General features: G+C 72.1%; 19 protein-coding genes and 1 tRNA gene. 9 read left to right on the forward strand and 11 right to left on the reverse strand.

Annotation, left to right across the window (positions count from 1 at the left end):
• Nucleotide 1: 1 nt before the first annotated feature.
• A complete protein-coding gene (locus AC3AOF_RS06825) occupies nucleotides 2-1408 on the forward strand; it encodes a DUF5666 domain-containing protein (RefSeq protein ID WP_488348043.1) in 1407 nt (468 codons plus the stop codon).
• Nucleotides 1409-1643: 235 nt separating this feature from the next.
• Complete coding sequence (locus tag AC3AOF_RS06830) at nucleotides 1644-2717, forward strand: transglycosylase SLT domain-containing protein (RefSeq protein WP_236991481.1); 1074 nt, start codon at nucleotides 1644-1646, stop codon at nucleotides 2715-2717.
• A 58-nt stretch (nucleotides 2718-2775) separates the two neighbouring features.
• On the opposite strand, the gene AC3AOF_RS06835 is transcribed toward AC3AOF_RS06830, so the two are convergent.
• Nucleotides 2776-3021 carry a hypothetical protein gene (locus AC3AOF_RS06835; protein WP_236991480.1) on the reverse strand — a complete coding sequence of 82 codons (246 nt, stop codon included), beginning with the start codon at nucleotides 3019-3021 and terminating at the stop codon, nucleotides 2776-2778.
• 153 nt (nucleotides 3022-3174) lie between these two features.
• Here AC3AOF_RS06835 and AC3AOF_RS06840 point away from each other — a divergent pair, with 153 nt between their 5' ends.
• On the forward strand, nucleotides 3175-3486 hold the full coding sequence (locus AC3AOF_RS06840; RefSeq protein ID WP_236991479.1) for a hypothetical protein: 312 nt from the start codon (nucleotides 3175-3177) through the stop codon (nucleotides 3484-3486).
• Nucleotides 3487-3601: 115 nt separating this feature from the next.
• On the opposite strand, the gene AC3AOF_RS06845 is transcribed toward AC3AOF_RS06840, so the two are convergent.
• From AC3AOF_RS06845 to AC3AOF_RS06875, 7 genes are all read right to left on the reverse strand, one after another.
• Nucleotides 3602-4267 carry a L,D-transpeptidase gene (locus AC3AOF_RS06845; RefSeq protein ID WP_488348044.1) on the reverse strand — a complete coding sequence of 222 codons (666 nt, stop codon included), beginning with the start codon at nucleotides 4265-4267 and terminating at the stop codon, nucleotides 3602-3604.
• 165 nt (nucleotides 4268-4432) lie between these two features.
• Nucleotides 4433-5239: a transglutaminase-like domain-containing protein gene (locus AC3AOF_RS06850; protein WP_236991477.1), complete on the reverse strand. Its 807-nt coding sequence runs from the start codon at nucleotides 5237-5239 to the stop codon at nucleotides 4433-4435.
• 254 nt (nucleotides 5240-5493) lie between these two features.
• Nucleotides 5494-5739: a hypothetical protein gene (locus tag AC3AOF_RS06855; protein WP_236991476.1), complete on the reverse strand. Its 246-nt coding sequence runs from the start codon at nucleotides 5737-5739 to the stop codon at nucleotides 5494-5496.
• Nucleotides 5740-5968: 229 nt separating this feature from the next.
• The gene (locus tag AC3AOF_RS06860; protein WP_488348045.1) at nucleotides 5969-6601 is read right to left on the reverse strand and encodes a response regulator; all 633 of its coding nucleotides are present in this window, start codon (nucleotides 6599-6601) and stop codon (nucleotides 5969-5971) included.
• A gap of 102 nt (nucleotides 6602-6703) precedes the next feature.
• Nucleotides 6704-7795, reverse strand: coding sequence for a transglycosylase SLT domain-containing protein (locus AC3AOF_RS06865; protein ID WP_488348046.1), 1092 nt, complete (start codon nucleotides 7793-7795; stop codon nucleotides 6704-6706).
• 262 nt (nucleotides 7796-8057) lie between these two features.
• On the reverse strand, nucleotides 8058-8285 hold the full coding sequence (locus AC3AOF_RS06870; protein ID WP_236991473.1) for a hypothetical protein: 228 nt from the start codon (nucleotides 8283-8285) through the stop codon (nucleotides 8058-8060).
• Between the two features lie 108 nt (nucleotides 8286-8393).
• Nucleotides 8394-8966, reverse strand: coding sequence for a hypothetical protein (locus tag AC3AOF_RS06875; RefSeq protein WP_488348047.1), 573 nt, complete (start codon nucleotides 8964-8966; stop codon nucleotides 8394-8396).
• A 346-nt stretch (nucleotides 8967-9312) separates the two neighbouring features.
• Here AC3AOF_RS06875 and AC3AOF_RS06880 point away from each other — a divergent pair, with 346 nt between their 5' ends.
• The 3 genes from AC3AOF_RS06880 to AC3AOF_RS06890 all read left to right on the forward strand — a co-directional run bounded on the left by AC3AOF_RS06880 (nucleotide 9313) and on the right by AC3AOF_RS06890 (nucleotide 10706).
• Nucleotides 9313-9612 carry a hypothetical protein gene (locus AC3AOF_RS06880; protein ID WP_236991471.1) on the forward strand — a complete coding sequence of 100 codons (300 nt, stop codon included), beginning with the start codon at nucleotides 9313-9315 and terminating at the stop codon, nucleotides 9610-9612.
• 413 nt (nucleotides 9613-10025) lie between these two features.
• Entirely contained in the window at nucleotides 10026-10322 is a 297-nt protein-coding gene (locus tag AC3AOF_RS06885) for a hypothetical protein (RefSeq protein ID WP_488348048.1), read from the forward strand.
• A gap of 195 nt (nucleotides 10323-10517) precedes the next feature.
• Nucleotides 10518-10706, forward strand: coding sequence for a hypothetical protein (locus tag AC3AOF_RS06890; RefSeq protein WP_236991469.1), 189 nt, complete (start codon nucleotides 10518-10520; stop codon nucleotides 10704-10706).
• Between the two features lie 34 nt (nucleotides 10707-10740).
• Here AC3AOF_RS06890 and AC3AOF_RS06895 read toward each other — a convergent pair whose 3' ends face one another.
• A complete protein-coding gene (locus AC3AOF_RS06895) occupies nucleotides 10741-10947 on the reverse strand; it encodes a hypothetical protein (protein WP_488348049.1) in 207 nt (68 codons plus the stop codon).
• A 206-nt stretch (nucleotides 10948-11153) separates the two neighbouring features.
• Here AC3AOF_RS06895 and AC3AOF_RS06900 point away from each other — a divergent pair, with 206 nt between their 5' ends.
• A complete protein-coding gene (locus AC3AOF_RS06900) occupies nucleotides 11154-11522 on the forward strand; it encodes a VanZ family protein (protein WP_488348050.1) in 369 nt (122 codons plus the stop codon).
• 31 nt (nucleotides 11523-11553) lie between these two features.
• On the opposite strand, the gene AC3AOF_RS06905 is transcribed toward AC3AOF_RS06900, so the two are convergent.
• On the reverse strand, nucleotides 11554-11844 hold the full coding sequence (locus tag AC3AOF_RS06905) for a DUF6894 family protein (RefSeq protein WP_488348051.1): 291 nt from the start codon (nucleotides 11842-11844) through the stop codon (nucleotides 11554-11556).
• 136 nt (nucleotides 11845-11980) lie between these two features.
• Nucleotides 11981-12057, reverse strand: a tRNA-His gene (locus AC3AOF_RS06910).
• A gap of 183 nt (nucleotides 12058-12240) precedes the next feature.
• On the opposite strand from AC3AOF_RS06910, the gene AC3AOF_RS06915 reads away from it, so the two are divergent.
• Together AC3AOF_RS06915 and AC3AOF_RS06920 are read left to right on the forward strand one after the other, a co-directional pair.
• Nucleotides 12241-14061, forward strand: coding sequence for a chloride channel protein (locus tag AC3AOF_RS06915; RefSeq protein WP_236991465.1), 1821 nt, complete (start codon nucleotides 12241-12243; stop codon nucleotides 14059-14061).
• Nucleotides 14062-14206: 145 nt separating this feature from the next.
• Entirely contained in the window at nucleotides 14207-15286 is a 1080-nt protein-coding gene (locus AC3AOF_RS06920; protein ID WP_236991464.1) for a tartrate dehydrogenase, read from the forward strand.
• The last annotated feature ends 59 nt before the right edge of the window (nucleotides 15287-15345 follow it).

Raw genomic sequence — 15345 nt, forward strand, 5'->3', positions numbered from 1 at the left:
CGTGCGACGCGCTTCCTCCGTCACCCGGCGCGGCTTCTTGCGCCTCCTCTCCGGCGCGAGCTGGCTCGCGGCCGCGGGGCCTGCCGGGGCTGCCGGCGACAAGATCCTCGACCAGGGGATCGGCGGCACCGGCATCCGGCCCGGGCCCGACGAGGAGGGCGACCGCGGCATCGGCGGCACCGGCGTCGTCGGCACCATCCGGGGCTTCGGCAGCATCATCGTCAACGACCTGCGCATCGCCTACCCGGCCGACGTGCCGGTGACGATCGACGGGCGCCCGGCCCGGGTCGAGGACCTGCGCGTCGGCCAGGTGGTGCGCACCCTGGCGCAGCCGGGGGAGGGCGGTCTCTCCACCGCCGGCATCGCGGTGATCCACGAGGTGGTCGGCCCGGTGCAGGGCCTCGGCGCGGACCGCCTGACGGTGCTCGGCCAGACGGTCGCGACCGCCGGGCTGCCGCCCGGGATGCCGCGGCCGGTGCTCGGCGAGCGGGTCGCGGTGAGCGGGCTGCGCCGGCCGGACGGCAGCATTGCGGCGAGCCGGATCGACCCGGCCGGCGACGCGCCGGACCTCGTCGCCGGCCCGGTGCGGCGCGGGCCCGCGGGCGCCCTGCGCATCGGCAACCTGCCGCTCTCGGGTCTCGATCCGGCGCTCGCCGGCGGCCGGGCGGTGGTCCAGGGCAGCCTCGCGGGCGGGCGGCTCGCGGTGATGCGGGGGCTGCCGGCGAGCGAGCCGTTCGGCGCCGAGGTGCGGCGCCTCTCGATCGAGGCCTACGTGACCCGCGAGGGCGGCGCTCTGCGCACCGGCGCCGGCTACGCGGTGACCGGCCGCGGCGGCCTCGTCCCGGCCGGCGGCGGGCTCGCGATCCTCGACGGCCGCGCCGGCCGCGGCGGCCGGCTCGACCTCGAGGGCGTGCGCCTGCGGCCCGACCCGGCCGGGCGGGAGGGCGGCCGCGGGCAGGGCGGCCCGGGCCGTCCGGGTCAGGGCGGATCCCGGGGCGGTCCGGGCGGCGGACAGGGCGGTCCTCACGGGGGCTCCCATGGTGGCGCCTCTGGCGGCTCCCGCGGTGGTTCCCCCGGCGGCCCGCGCGGCGAGCCCGGCGGGCGATCCGGCGGGTTCGGCCGGTCGCCCGATCTCGGCGGGGACCGGCCGTTCGGCGGCTCCGAAGGCGGACGCTTCGGCGGCCCGGGCCGCGGCGAGATCGACCCGCGCCTGCCGGGCGGGGACGGGATGGGCCGCTTCGGCGGGCCCGGCGGCCAAGGTGGCATCGGAGGCCAGGGCGGCATGGGAGGCGGCTTCGGCGGGCCGGGCGGCCTGGCTCCGCAGGGGGGGCCCGGCGGGTTCGGCCGGCCGGGCGGCGGCGAGGGCTTCGGCGGCGGCGGCGGGTTCGGGGGCGGGGGCCGCCGCTGAGACGAATCAGCCGAATCACGGGACATCGCGACTCCACCGTCAGAGGCGAAAAAAGCTTGGCCGTTGTGTCCGTGCGGCCACACCGCACTGCGAAACCTGGGTATCCGACGGCTCAGTTAACGGCCAAGTCGGGGGGTGGAACGGCCAAGTCTCTTTCCCGCCGCATTTGAACCGGAGCAGGATGGGCCTTCCCGTCGGTGCGGCAGCGCACCGGCTTCCTCCAGCAGGTTGTTGCATGCGCAAGCGCCTCCTCATCGCCGTCGCCGTCGCGGCGCCGCTCCCGGCCACGGCCCAGGTGAGCCCCGCCCGCGACAACATCGACGCGCTGATCGAGGCGCATGCCAAGGCCAACGGCGTCCCGGCGAGCTTCATCCACCGGGTGGTGAAGCGGGAGAGCGGCTACAATCCCCGCGCGGTCGGCCGCGGCGGGGCGCTCGGCCTGATGCAGATCAAGCACGGCACCGCCCGGGCTCTGGGCTATAACGGCCCGGCCTCCGGCCTGCTCGATGCCCGGGTCAACCTGACCTACGGCGTCGCCTATCTCGCCGGCGCCTACAAGACCGCACACGGCAACGAGGCCCAGGCCTACAGCTACTACGCCCGCGGCTATTACTACGCCGCCAAGCGGGCGGGGGTGCGCACCGACGTGGCCGAGCTCGAGGCGCCGCCGGTGCGGGAGCTTCCCACCAACCCGCTCAACAAGTTCCTCGGCAGCGTGTTCGGCGCCCGCCAGCCGAATGCGGTTGCCACCGCCTCCGCCGACCCGTCGGTCGCCGCCCTGTCGAGCGCCGTCGCCCAGCCCGGCGCGGCGCCGCAATACACGCTGCCGCCGCCGGCGGCCCCGCAGGCCCTCGCCGCCTACCAGCCGGCCGCCGCGCAGGTCCAGGCACCCGAGGCCGTGGCGCCGGCGACGGCGCAAGCCGCCGCCGCCGATCCGGTCGTCACCGTGCCGCTGCCGCCGGTTCGCCCGGCCTCCCTGGCCTTCCACGCCGCCCCGGCCCCCGGCGCCGTCCTCGCCTATGCGGGCAACGCCGCCGTCCTGCCGTTCCCGACCTCCGGCCAGACGGTCAGCCTCGCGGCGGCTCCGGCGGCCGCCGCTCCCGCACCGGCCGCCCCGCCCGCCGCCGCCACGGTCGCCTCCCTCGATCCGGCCGCCGCGCTGCCCGAGCCCGAGGCCGGCCCCAAGATGCCGCTGCCGCCGCGGCGCCCGGTGGAGTTCCGCCACTTCGTCCTGCGCAAGCCCACGCCGCCGGTTCCCCAGACCGCCGCGGCGATGCCCGAGCCGGCCGCCGCCGCGATCGGCCAGTAGGCGCCGGGGCCTCGCGATCACGCCAATCGCCTTTGAAGCTCTGCCGGACGGGCCGCCGTCACACCGCGTCCGACGCCCTGCGGCGGTTGAGCGGGCCGACGCCGACATCCATCTCGTCGAGGTCGTCCTCGTCGAGGTCGTCGGGACTGCCGGTGCCGGCCCGTCGCGTCGGCGGGTCGACGGCGCGCAGGAGCCGGACGATCTGCATCGCCCGATCGGCGCAGTCGGGCGAGAGGCGGGCGATGTCCTCGGCGAGTTCGAGGACCGCATCGAGGGTGCGCTGCCACTGGGCCGAGGTGGTCACGGCGGATCTCCCTGGCTCGATCCCGGAACTCGATCGCGCGGCGCATCCGCCGCGGATTTGCCGGGCCGGGGCGGTTCGGCTACCGATGCGGCGCCGGGGCGCCCCATGCGCGGCGTCACGTACGGTAACTCCCCGCCAGAGAGGAACGCAATGATGCGAGGGTTCGTTCGCGCCGGCCTGTCGTCGGCCGTCCTGTTGGTCGCGGTCATGACCGGCGCGGCCCAGGCGCAGTACTACCGGGAGGACACGCCCCCCGGCTACGGCTACGACCGGTACGAGCGCCCGCCGCCGCGGCGCGCGGTCGGCTACAATTGCGACGCGGTGCAGCGCGGCTTCACCGGCCCGCAGCCCTATTCCTGCCCGCTGCCCGGCCCGCGGCCGCTCGGCGCCCGCTGCTTCTGCGACGTGCCGCTGGCGAGCTTCAGCGCGCCGCAGCCGCCGGCTCCGGGCCGCGTGTCGCCCTGACAGGGCAAGGGGCGGCTCTCGGAAAGACCCGCCCGACGCGAAAAAGGGCCGCCCTTCGGCGGCCCTTGTCCGGAGAGAAACCGGCGATCCGGGCGGCGTTCCCGCCCGGGCGGCGTCAGTTCAGCACCACCACCTTGGCGCCGACCTTGACCCGCGAATACAGGTCGGTGACGTCGTCGTTGGTCATGCGGATGCAGCCGGAGGACACGGCCTGGCCGATCGTGTCGGGCTCGTTCGAGCCGTGGATGCGGTAGAGCGTGCCGCCGATATACATCGCGCGGGCGCCGAGCGGGTTGTCGATGCCGCCGGCCATGTAGCGCGGCAGGTCGGGGCGGCGGGCCAGCATCTCCTTCGGGGGCGTCCAGGACGGCCATTCGCGCTTGGCGGTGATCGTCTTCGTGCCCGACCAGGTGAAGCCCGGACGGCCGACGCCGACGCCGTAGCGCAGGGCCATGCCGTCGCCGAGGACGAGGTAGAGCCGGCGCTCGGCGGTTGAAACCACGATCGTGCCCGGGGCGTAGGCGCCGTTGAAGGGCACCAGCTCGCGCGGGATCGGGGCGACCTGCGCCTGGTCGGTGCTGCCGGCGGCTTGCCCTTGGCCGTACTGGCCCTGGCCGTAATAGCCCTGCGTCCGGGCGCCCGGCGCACCGTAGGGCTGGCTGGCGTAGTAATCCTCGCCGGGATTGGCGTCGAAGGGATCGTAGGGGGCGGCCTTGGCCGGCGCGGAGGCAAGAACGCACACGCTCAGGGCGCCCGCCAGGGCAGTAGCGAAGATCTTCATGGCCGGAGCCTTACCTCAGCAGTTACCTTTGCTGTACAATGCTGTCCCGGCTCAGTGGTTCCCGGTTAAAGCGACGCTTATCGCGAAGGTGGAGTACCGAGTCCGGTGGAGCGGTTCACGAGTGGTTGACCGATCGCGTTGCATCCGACGGACAGGGCCGGGCGCTCACGCGACCTCGTCGGTATGAACCTGGAAGCCGGCGAGCAGCGAGGGGCCGAAATTGGTCGAGATGGCGACGTCGGTGGCATCGCGCCCCCGCGCCATGAGGATGCGGCCGATCCGCGGCTTGTTGTGGCGCGCGTCGAACGTGTACCAGCGCCCACCCAGATAGACCTCGAACCAGGCCGAGAAATCCATCGGGTCGGGCACGGCCGGCACGCCGATATCGCCGAGATAGCCGGTGCAGTAGCGCGCCGGGATGTTCATGCAGCGGCAGAAGGTGACGGCGAGGTGCGCGAAGTCGCGGCACACGCCCTCGCGCTGGTTGAAGCCGTCGAGGGCCGAGCGGGTGGCGTCGGCGCGCTGGTAGTCGAAGCGGATGTGGTTGTGGACGTAAGTCACGATGGCCTGGACCCGGGCCCAGCCCTCCGGCGTATGGCCGAAGAGCTGCCAGGCGGTGTTCGACAGCTTGTCGGTGTCGCAGTAGCGGCTGCCGAGCAGGTAGACCATCACCTCGTCGGGCAGGTCCTGCACCGGGTGCTGCACGGCGTCCGGCGCATAATCGTCCGGCCGGCCGCTATCCTGGATCAGGAAATCGGCGGAGACGGTCAGCCGTCCCGGCGGTGCGACGATGCGGGTGCAGGTATTGCCGTAGCGGTCGGCATAGTCGCGCGCCGGGATCGGCGGGTCGAAGCGCATCGTCGGCGGCGTTATGCAGTCGCCGAGCCGCGAGGGATGCACGCTGAGCATCAGCAGCATCGGCGTCGGTGCCGGGGAATCGAAGGCGATCGCGTACCCGGTCCGAATCCTCATGACGCTGCTGGCTCCCTGATGCCGTCGATGGGCCGATGCCCTCGACCACAACACAGGGTAAGGCTCCGCGCCGCCGGCGGTTGCCCAAATAATCGGCAGGCGCTGAGCGAAGTTTTGCCGCGCCGGCCAATCCGCGGCCAAGCCGGGCCCTTGGCTACCCATCCTCGGCCCATTGCATCGACGGCCGAGCATGGGACATCGCGTGCGCGAACGCGGCCGGTCGCAGGAGCGTCGGCGCGGGCTGCGCCCTCGCGTCAGCTGCGGCGGGCGCGGGCCTCGAAGGCGTCCGCCATCGTGTCGTCGTGGCGCCCCAGGGTTTCGAGCCGCTCGGCCCGCCGGCTCTGTTCCAGGCTCTCCTCGCCCGGGCTCAACTCGGCGAAGACCCGCGCCTGCTCGGCCTGTTGGCGGTGGCGCTCGGCCTGCTCGCGGAAGAAGGCCGCCTGCTGGCCCGCCGTCGCGGCGTATTCGGCCCGGTAGCTGTCGCGCTCGTTCGTCTTCATGCCAGATCCCCCGATCCGTTCGACCTCCCGGTGGCCGCGCGGCTCTCGAGCGACGCGACCGACCTGCCTGACACTAAGGCACGATCGCCGTGCCGATCAAATCCGCCGGAAGGGGAAACCTCCCGGCGGAGACCAAGCCGCATGACGGATTTCGTGTCCCTTACGAAACTCCCGGTCGCCGATGCCGACCGCTGCGGCGGCGGTGCAGCGGGAGATTTGTGAGGTGCACTCACGCCACCGGCGGGCGCGGGCTGCGCGCCGCCTGCTCGGCGAGGCCCAGGAGGTCGGGCGCTCGGTCGAGCGGCACCGCCTGCGGCGGCAGCAGCGCGTCCGGCACCCGGGCCCCGGGCGGGGGCGGCTGCGCCACGACGAGGTGGACGGTCGGCCAGAGCGTCGCGACGGCCCGGGCGAGGCCGGCCCCGTCGAGGGCGCCGGCGCGCTCGGTCGGCAGGCCGATCAGCACCAGGGCGACGTCTCCGCCATGGAGGCGCAAGGCCTCAAGGCCCGCATCCGGGTCGATGCAGCGGCGGGTCTCGAGGCCCGCGCGTGCCAGGAGCGACGTCGCATCCCCGGCGGCCGGCACGTCGCCGACCAGCAGGGCGAGCCGCCCGGCGGCGATCCCGGGCGGACTCCCCACGGATGCCCCGGCGCCGTCCGGGCGCCGTGCATCGCCGCCGGCTGCCAGGCCCGTCTCCGCCTCGTGCCACTCGAGCTGGCGCAGGAGTGCGCCCAGCCGCTCGGGCACCGCCTCGGCCATCAGGCCGTCATAGGCCGCGGCGAGGCCCGCCCCGAGGGCGTCGAGGGAGAGGGTGGGTTTGAGTTGCGTGCCGCCCATCCGGCACCCGGCGCCTGCCGCGCCCATCGCCACCTCCTGATCCAGTGAACTCGGTCAGGAGAATAAATCTCGACGCGCGGCGAGGTTTCCCCAGCAGGAGGCGCGACGGCATTGCTTTTTCGTAGGCTCTCAGGGGGTATCGGCGGCGTAGGCCATCACGCCCATCAGGGCGCCGACGTCGCGATAGCGGGCGCCGCGGGTGCTCATCATCGCCTCGAACTTGTCGTGGACCTGCGCCACCGTGAGGCTGCGGGCCTTCCGGCGGCCGACGCGCTCGTAAAAGATCGGCCGGTTCGCCTTGGCGGGCTTCGGCAGCAGGGCGGCGGCCTCGGCCTTCGGCTCCTCGACCACCTTGGCCATGAAGCGCTCGGCGTCGTCCGGCCCGAGGAAGTGGGCGAGGTAGGTCTCGCCGAGGGTGAGGTCGCGGCCGATCCGGGCGGCGATGCGGGCGGAATCGCGCTTCAGCATCTCGCCCGCCATCACGGCGGCCAGCGAGGGATCGCGGCGCAGGTCGAGGATGCGGGCGCGCTCGGCCGGATCGGCGACGCCGTTATCCTCGCCGATCAGCGCCGCCTCGCGGGCATAGCCGTGCTGGGCGCCGAATTCCCGCATCACCTGCAGCCAGGTGCGCTCGATGAACTGGTAGAGGCCGGTGGCCGAGGAGGTCCGGGCCTGGACCTCGGTGAGGAAGCTCGATTCCTTGTCGGCCACCGCCATCAGCAGCACCGGATCGGTCCGTACGGTCGCCGCGGCGCGCACGATGGTCTGCACGAGGTGGCGGCGGATCCGCATCGGCCCGAAGCTCAGCACCTCGTTGGGGTCGCCCCCGGTGCTGGCGGCGAGCAGGTCGTCGTAGGAGACCCGGTCGACGCCGGCCGAGCCCAGCGCGGTGTCGAGGTCGTGGACCGGCTCGCGCAGGGGCGCCATCGAGGAGGCGGTCGCGGCGGTGTCGCGGGCGGCGGCCGGCGGGACCTTGACGGTCTGGATCTTGGGAGTCGGCATCACCAGGAGGTCGGCCATCATGGTGACCGAGGGGCGGGACGTCATCAGGTCGCCGCCGTACTGGTGCAGCAGGGCGGAGAGACCCGCCGCCAGGCACCCCGCCGCGAGCAGCGTCCGCGCCATGCAGGGCATGCCGCCATGCGCGGCACGGGTGCCGAGCGCCAGGGTGTCCCCCGAGACGGCATGCCCCGAGAGGACATTCCCGTGGGCTCCCGCCATCCGCAAGCCGCTCCGCCGTGCCGCTCCGTCCGCTCGACGCCGCATGTGATGTGTCGCCCCGGTTTCCACGCCTCTGGGGCGCAAGAAGCCGGTGAGATGTGGCGATATGACGGCAGCGCTCGCACAGCTCAGCCGTACCTCACACAAGCTTCGCAGTCAGGGCCTGCGAGCATTCGGGGCCCGTTACGGCCAAGCTCGACCTGCGGGGCCGGATCGGTGACTGCGCAGGTCGATGCTGCGATGCGGCGAAGCGGTGGCGGAGTCAGCGGGCGGGGGCGGGCTGAACGGCGGTGTCGCGGTCGCGTTGGCGCTTGTTGGCCTGATGGCGCCCAAGCGCGCAGCCCGCGGCGGCGCCCGCGAAGGTATGGCCGACGGCGTGGCCGGCGATGCCGCCGACGACCGCTCCCTTGATGCAGCCCTTCGCCTCGGCGGCGCCGGCGAACCCGGCCAGACCCACGGCCAGAACGGCACCGGCGATCATCTTGCGCATGGTCATCTCCCGTACGTCATGTCACGGACGTCACTGAACAGCGCAATGAACAGCGCAAGTCGTCGTCCGGTTCCCAGGCTATGTGACCTATACCGAAGGGCACGGCGCTCAGGCGGCGGTGAGGACGTAGATCTGCAGCGCGACCTCGACGGCGAGCAGGAACGCGATCACCGCGAGGAGCAGCGCCAGCACGGCCTGGCCGCGGGTGTCGAACAGCGCCAGGGCCTGGGCCCCGATGCGCCGCGCCGGCCGCGCGACAGCCGGGGGCGACATCGGGACCAGGACGGCGACGGGCCGTGTCGTGTCCTCCGGCGGCGCCTCCTCGCCGGCCTGAGGCACGAAGGTCGGGCGGTAGGCGCCGACGGGCACCAGGATCCGGATCGGCCATTGCCGGCCTTCGTCGGCATAGACCTCGTCGAGGACGCGGCGCAGGCGGCCGGCCTCGACCCGCACGCTCGGATCGTTGCTCGGATCGAAGCTGTCGGCCCGGCCGAGGGCCTGGGTGGCGATGGTGTAGGCCTTGATGCCCTCACCCCGCCCGGCCAGTTCCTCCTCGACGACGTAGCTCAGGAAGGCCGCCAGCTTCTGCGACCGCCGGAATGCGGGCGCACGCAAGCAACCGTCGAGGCTACGGCGCACGGCTTCGGCCGAGACGGCCTCCGCACTGGTCTGCTCACTCATCACGTCTCAGTCCGGTCGACCAATTGCCGGTCCGCGAATCGGCGCGGGATTTCCACTACAATCATTCGCGCGAAAGGTTGCTCCATACGTTATGCGTATGATCCGGCCACGCGCGATCTCGGCGAATTGACCCATGACGTGGTAACGAAGCTCGAACCGCCGGTCTGATCGTTGCGGCCCGGTGCCGCGCCGGCCGGTCCGATCGATGTGACGGGCGCGGTACCACCGCGGAAGCCGGTGCGTTCCTCTCCGACACTGGCCGTGAGCGGCACCGCCGGCGCCTTAACTGTTCGCTAACCATGCGCGTCGGAGGATCGGGCGAACCTGAACCGCACCGAGGTGATCCATGCCGCAAGCTCAGACCCGCCCGCTGCCCACGGCGTTCGCGCGCTACCCGATTCCCCTCGAACTCCTGGCCGTCTTGCACCGGGCCAGCGAGGACGACGTGGATGCGCTGGTCTCGCGCATGCCCGTGACCGGACGGGCGCGGCTGGCGGCCTACTGCACCGACAAGGACCATCTGCACCGGCTCGGCCTGCGCATCGCCGGCACCTGCGACCAGGCCGCCCTGGTGCGGGTCGTCGGGGCCGATGCCGGGGCGAGCCTCTACGCCCAGTCGCGCCCGGGGGAGATGCTGCCGAGCTGACCCCACGGCCCCGCACTGATCCGATCGTTCGTCGAGGGGCTACGCCGTGCGCGGCCCTTCTTCGCGTTCACCCCATGGGTCGAGGAGATGACTCTGCCCCAAGAAAAAAGGCCGCTCTTGCGAGCGGCCCGAAGTCTAGGGAGGAAACGCCCAAAGAGGGCTGCACCGCCGCGACGCCATCGCGACCGTGCGATGCACACATTAGCGTGCAGCGCACAAAACGCAAGCGGCATTTTCGGTTTTGCCGGCGATCGAAATCTGTGGCAGCGCTGCTACTGCGATTGGGCTTTCGGAATCCGGTTTCGGATTCGCGCGCTCGCGAAGATCGGCCGGGCTTGCCGCAGCCCAATGGGCGAGGAACCGGATATCCGTGTGGTTGTTGAGCGGAGACAACAACCCTCGGAGGAAATTCGATGACACGCTTTATCGCGCTCGGTGCCGGCCTCTTCCTGCTCGCCGGGACGCTCGGTGCGGCCGCCGGCCCCTGCGCGCCCGGGCAGACCGCCGGGAATACGGCGCAGAAGATGGACAAGAGCTCGAACGTCGATCCGTCCTCCACCGCCTCGGTCACGCCCGGCGCGAAGGCCGAATCGCCCGGTACGGTGGGGGCGATGCAGAATCTCGGCTCGCAGACCGCGACCTCGCCGGCCGATGTCAGCCGGCAGTCAAAAGGCGAGAAGACCGCCGCGCAGCAGGCCAACGACTGCTGACGCAGGATCCCGCCGATCGATCGTCCCGACGGTCGATCGGTTGGCGACGGAGCATGATCTCAACGCAGGTTCCTCGCGCGAGGGACCTGCTTTTCGCGTCGCGCGTCCGAATCGTCGCATCCACCGCATCCGGACCGCACCCGGCGCGTTGGCTCGATGGTCTCTTCGCATCACCGGTATCGGAGGAGGACAGACATGGCCGACAGGACACCCGAGATGGCCAGGGCCCAGATCGCCTTCGCGCTCCAGGCCAAGCGCGAATCGCTCGCGGCGGCGTCCGACGCCCTGCGGGCCGCGCCCGGGGACGGCGAGGCGCGGCGCATCGTCGAGCGGCTGACGGAGGATGTCGGCCGCCTGGAGATCCAGCTGCGCGGCGCGGCCTGACGACCGCGGAGGGCCTAAGGCGAGGGAGCGCCCTTCAGGTAACCCTTGGCAGGTAACCCTTGGCCCGCAGGTAATCCCGCAGGATGAGGCAGATCGCTTCCCCGCGGGAGACCTGCTCCACGGCCGCGAACTCGGTCAGCGCCAGCGCGAGCTCGTCCGGGATGTGGAACGCCTCCTCGTCGCGCTCGGCCTCGGGCGGGGCGGCGCCGGGGGGAAGGGACGTCTCGGCGGTATCGGTCATCGGGCGCCTCCGGCTCTCTGTCCGGCTATCGCACCGCATGGCCGATCGTTCCATCTACCGCCATCGGCGTAACCCCGATCGCGAGGGTCGAGGACCGGTGCCGCACCCGATGGCGCGCTTGTGCGGCCGGGTCCGTCCGGTCGACCATGCGGGCGAGACGCCGGGTGGGCCGGGGCGGCAGGTGACCGGGACGAAAGGGGCGGGGCATGGGATCGATCGCGCGGCCGGATCCGCGGCGCATCGCCGGGATGGCGGGCCTCGCCTGCCTGCCGGTTCTGGTCTGGCTGTCCTGGATCCCCAAGGACTGGGAGCTGCGCACCGGCGCGGCCGGCCAGGTCGAGCACCTCCTCGCCTATGCGGGCACGGCGGGGCTTCTCGGTTTGGGCTTTCCCCGCCTGCCGGCCTGGCGTCTCGGCCTCAGCCTCGCGCTCCTCGCCGGCATCCTGGAGATCGGACAGTTCTGGGTCCCGGGCCGCACCGCGCAGGCCGTCGACTTCGCGGCGAGCGTGGGCGGCGCCCTGATCGGGCTCGCCGCCGCGCGCGGCCTCGCCGGCCGCCGGATCGCAACCGGGTAGGGCGGGCGGTACCGACCGCCCGCTGCCGCCGTCAGGCAGCCCGCACCATCCGGGGCCGGGCAGCGCGCGACGCCAGCCGCAACGGCTCCTCCGGCCCGCGCACGGTGAGGGCGAGGCTCACGGTCATGACGGGGTCGCCGGTCCGGTCGCGGACCCGAACCCTCAGATCGGAGAGATCGGCACCGGCCAGGCCCGCCCCGGCGAACTCGATCGCCGTCCGGGTCGCCTCGCCGCGGATCTCGTCCTGGCTGCACAGAATGAGCCCGATATCGTCCCGGCACTGCCAAGCACCGGCGCTCAGATCGAAGAAGTAGCGCTGCACACCGTCCTCCCCTCGTTCCGGGGACAGATGTGCACAGACCACTTGTCCGATGCTTTAACAAATTTGAAAGGATTGGTGCGGATCGTTCGGCGCATCCGCGGCGCCCGGCGCCGGTGCTTCGATCCGCGAGTGTCCGTGGTACCGCCACCCCGGCTCGAACGGGGGACCTCTAGATCCACAATCTAGCGCTCTAACCAACTGAGCTATGGCGGCTCGCGACGGGGGGCTGTGTAGTCCGGCCCGAGCGTCGTGGCAAGCGCCGATCCGCGGCTTTCGCACCGAAAGGGCGGGAATCTGCGCCGGCTCCATTCCGAATGGTCATCGACCGGTCGGCCTCCACGCCGTAAACCGCGGCCGGCGCCCGCCGATTCCCGACAAGCCCGATCCTCCGGTCCGATGACGCCGAAATCCGAGACGGTCCGCCGCTCCCTGACGGAGAGCGCTCTCGTGCAGGCGCCGGGGGCCTTGCGCGCCTGGGTGCGCGGCGGCGAGATCGGCCTGATCCTGCTCGCGGCCCTCGTCGGCTGCGTGTCGGGGGCGCTGGTCAGCTTCATGGGCTGGGCGGCGCAAGGGGCCCATGAATGGCTGTTCGGCCTCGACCTCGACGAGCGCCTGAGCGCAACGGCCCACGTGCCGCCGCTGGTGGCGCTCGGCGTACCGGCTCTGGGCGGCGTCGCTCTCGGGTTGGCGCTCTGGCTCGGGAGCCGGGTGCGGCGGGTCCCGGGCAGCCCGGTGATCGACCCGATCGAGGCCAACGCGCTGCATGGCGGCCGGCTCTCGCTGCGCGACTCCGTGCTGGTCGCGGTCCAGAACCTGATCTCGAACGGCTGCGGCGCCTCCGTCGGGCTCGAGGCCGGCTATACCCAGATCTCGGCCGGATTCGCCTCGCGCTTGGGCCTCAGCTTCGAGTTGCGCCGCAACGACATGCGGATCCTTGTGGGCTGCGCGGCGGCGGCCGCCATCGCGGCGGCGTTCGGGGCGCCGCTGACCGGGGCGTTCTACGCCTTCGAGCTGATCATCGGCACCTACGCCATCGCCTCGCTCACGCCGGTGGTCACCGCGGCCTTGGCCGGCGCCTTCGTGTCCCGGGCGATCCTCGGGCACCAGACGGTCATCACCATCGGGCCGACCCCACCGGTCGGCCCGGCCGATTACCTGCCGACGCTGGGCCTCGGGCTGATCTGCGCCGGTCTCGGCATCCTGATCATGCAGGGCGTCACGCTGGTGGAGGAGGGGGTGCGCCGCACCAAGGTGCCGCCGCTCGCCCGGCCGGTCCTCGGCGGCGTCGCGGTCGGGGTGCTGGCTTTGGTGGCGACGCCGCAGGTGCTCTCCGCCGGGCACGGGGCGCTCCACCTCAACCTGACCGAGGACGGTGCGGCGACCGGCGCGGCCGGGCTGATCCTCCTTTTCCTCGCCAAGGCGCTCGCCTCGGCGGTCTCGATCGGCTCGGGCTTTCGCGGCGGGCTGTTCTTCGCCTCGCTGTTCCTCGGGGCGCTGGCCGGCAAGATCTTCGTGATGCTGGCCCCGCCGCTGGTCGCCATGGTGCTGCCGCCGGTGACCTACGCGGTGGTGGGGATGAGCGCGCTCGCCGTCGCGGTGATCGGCGGGCCGATGACGATGACCTTCCTGGCGCTGGAGGTGACCGGCGACTTCCCCATCGCCGGCCTGGTGCTGGTGGCGGTGATCGCCTCCTCGCTCACCGTCCGCAAGACCTTCGGCTATTCCTTCGCGACCTGGCGCTTCCATCTGCGCGGCGAGTCGATCCGCAGCGCCCACGATGTCGGCTGGATCCGCACCCTGACGGTCGGCCAGCTGATGCGCCGGGAGGTCCGCACCGTGCGCAGCGACACCACGCTGGCGGCGTTCCGGCGCGCCTTCCCGCTCGGTTCAGGGACCCAGGTCGTCGCCGTCGACGAGGCCGGGCTCTATGCCGGCATCGTGCTGGTGGCCGAGGCCCATGCCGCGCCGATCGACGACAAGGCGGCCGAGACCCGGGTCGCCGATCTCTTGCGCTACCGCGATCAGGTGCTCGTGCCGCAGATGAACGCCAAGGAGGCGGTCGCCCTGTTCGACAAGGCCGAGAGCGAGGCGCTCGCGGTGGTCGAGAGCCGCGAGGCCGCCCGGGTGATCGGCATCCTCACCGAGAAGCACACCCTCAAGCGCTACAGCGACGAGCTCGACCGCCAGCGCAGGGCGAGCGTCGGAGAGGTGGCGTGAGTGCACCTCACAAAACTCCCGTTGCACCGATGCTGCCACAGCGAGCGACGACGGCGATCGGGAGTTTTGTGAGAGACACCGAACGGCGATTGACCGGGGCGGCCGGATGCGCGACGGCGGGGGCGAAAAAACAGGAGGGAATCCCATGCCGTCAGCCAAGCGCCATTACCGCATCGCCGTGATCCCCGGGGACGGCATCGGCAAGGAGACGGTGCCGGAGGGCGTGCGCGTGCTGGAGCAGGCGGCCAAGCGCCACGGCTTCACGCTGCAGCAGGACTGGTTCGACTTCTCGTCCTACGATTACTACGCCAAGCACGGCCGGATGATGCCGGAGGACTGGAAGGCCCAGATCGGCGGGCACGACGCGATCTTCTTCGGTGCCGTCGGCTGGCCGGAGAAGATCCCGGACCACGTCTCCTTGTGGAACTCGCTGATCCTGTTCCGGCGCGAGTTCGACCAGTACATCAACCTGCGCCCGGTCCGGTTGATGCCCGGCGTGCCGAGCCCGCTCGCCGGCCGCAAGCCCGGCGACATCGACTTCTGGGTCGTGCGCGAGAACACCGAGGGCGAGTATTCCTCGGTCGGCGGCCGGATGTTCCAGGGCACCGATCGCGAATTCGCCGTGCAGGAATCGGTCTTCACCCGCCGCGGCACCGACCGGGTTCTGAAATTCGCCTTCGAGCTGGCGAGCAGCCGGCCGAAGAAGCACCTGACCTCGGCCACCAAGTCGAACGGTATCTCGATCACCATGCCGTACTGGGACGAGCGGGTGCAGGAGATGGCGCGCCACTATCCCGACGTCGCCTGGGACAAGTACCACATCGACATCCTGACGGCGCATTTCGTGCTGCATCCGGACTGGTTCGACGTGGTGGTGGCCTCCAACCTCTTCGGCGACATCCTGTCGGATCTCGGCCCCGCCTGCACCGGCACGATCGGCATCGCGCCGTCCGGCAACATCAACCCGGACCGGGATTTTCCGTCGCTGTTCGAGCCGGTCCACGGCTCGGCCCCGGACATCGCCGGCCAGGGCATCGCCAACCCGATCGGCCAGATCTGGTCCGGCGCGATGATGCTGGAGCATCTGGGCGAGAAGGACGCCGCGGCCGAGATCGTCGCCGGCATCGAGCGGGTGCTGGCCGAGCGGACTTTGCGCACCCGCGACCTCGGCGGCAACGCCGACACGGCGGCCTGCGGGCTCGCGGTGGCGGAGGCGATCGGCTGAGGCCCGCCCGCCCGGTCCTCCGGGACCGGGCGGGTGTGCGGAACCATTTCCCACACCTC

It is taken from the genome of Methylobacterium sp. 142-1Y (assembly GCF_057747795.1).

Coding starts and splice junctions, on each gene's coding strand:
- AC3AOF_RS06900 (WP_488348050.1), top strand. CDS start 11,154: ATGGGATCGATCGCGCGGCCGGATCCGCGGCGCATCGCCGGGATGGCG.
- AC3AOF_RS06915 (WP_236991465.1), top strand. CDS start 12,241: ATGACGCCGAAATCCGAGACGGTCCGCCGCTCCCTGACGGAGAGCGCT.
- AC3AOF_RS06920 (WP_236991464.1), top strand. CDS start 14,207: ATGCCGTCAGCCAAGCGCCATTACCGCATCGCCGTGATCCCCGGGGAC.
- AC3AOF_RS06875 (WP_488348047.1), bottom strand. CDS start 8,966: ATGAGTGAGCAGACCAGTGCGGAGGCCGTCTCGGCCGAAGCCGTGCGC.
- AC3AOF_RS06895 (WP_488348049.1), bottom strand. CDS start 10,947: ATGACCGATACCGCCGAGACGTCCCTTCCCCCCGGCGCCGCCCCGCCC.
- AC3AOF_RS06880 (WP_236991471.1), top strand. CDS start 9,313: ATGCCGCAAGCTCAGACCCGCCCGCTGCCCACGGCGTTCGCGCGCTAC.
- AC3AOF_RS06830 (WP_236991481.1), top strand. CDS start 1,644: ATGCGCAAGCGCCTCCTCATCGCCGTCGCCGTCGCGGCGCCGCTCCCG.
- AC3AOF_RS06855 (WP_236991476.1), bottom strand. CDS start 5,739: ATGAAGACGAACGAGCGCGACAGCTACCGGGCCGAATACGCCGCGACG.
- AC3AOF_RS06890 (WP_236991469.1), top strand. CDS start 10,518: ATGGCCGACAGGACACCCGAGATGGCCAGGGCCCAGATCGCCTTCGCG.
- AC3AOF_RS06850 (WP_236991477.1), bottom strand. CDS start 5,239: ATGAGGATTCGGACCGGGTACGCGATCGCCTTCGATTCCCCGGCACCG.
- AC3AOF_RS06870 (WP_236991473.1), bottom strand. CDS start 8,285: ATGCGCAAGATGATCGCCGGTGCCGTTCTGGCCGTGGGTCTGGCCGGG.
- AC3AOF_RS06845 (WP_488348044.1), bottom strand. CDS start 4,267: ATGAAGATCTTCGCTACTGCCCTGGCGGGCGCCCTGAGCGTGTGCGTT.
- AC3AOF_RS06840 (WP_236991479.1), top strand. CDS start 3,175: ATGCGAGGGTTCGTTCGCGCCGGCCTGTCGTCGGCCGTCCTGTTGGTC.
- AC3AOF_RS06885 (WP_488348048.1), top strand. CDS start 10,026: ATGACACGCTTTATCGCGCTCGGTGCCGGCCTCTTCCTGCTCGCCGGG.
- AC3AOF_RS06860 (WP_488348045.1), bottom strand. CDS start 6,601: ATGGGCGCGGCAGGCGCCGGGTGCCGGATGGGCGGCACGCAACTCAAA.
- AC3AOF_RS06865 (WP_488348046.1), bottom strand. CDS start 7,795: ATGGCGGGAGCCCACGGGAATGTCCTCTCGGGGCATGCCGTCTCGGGG.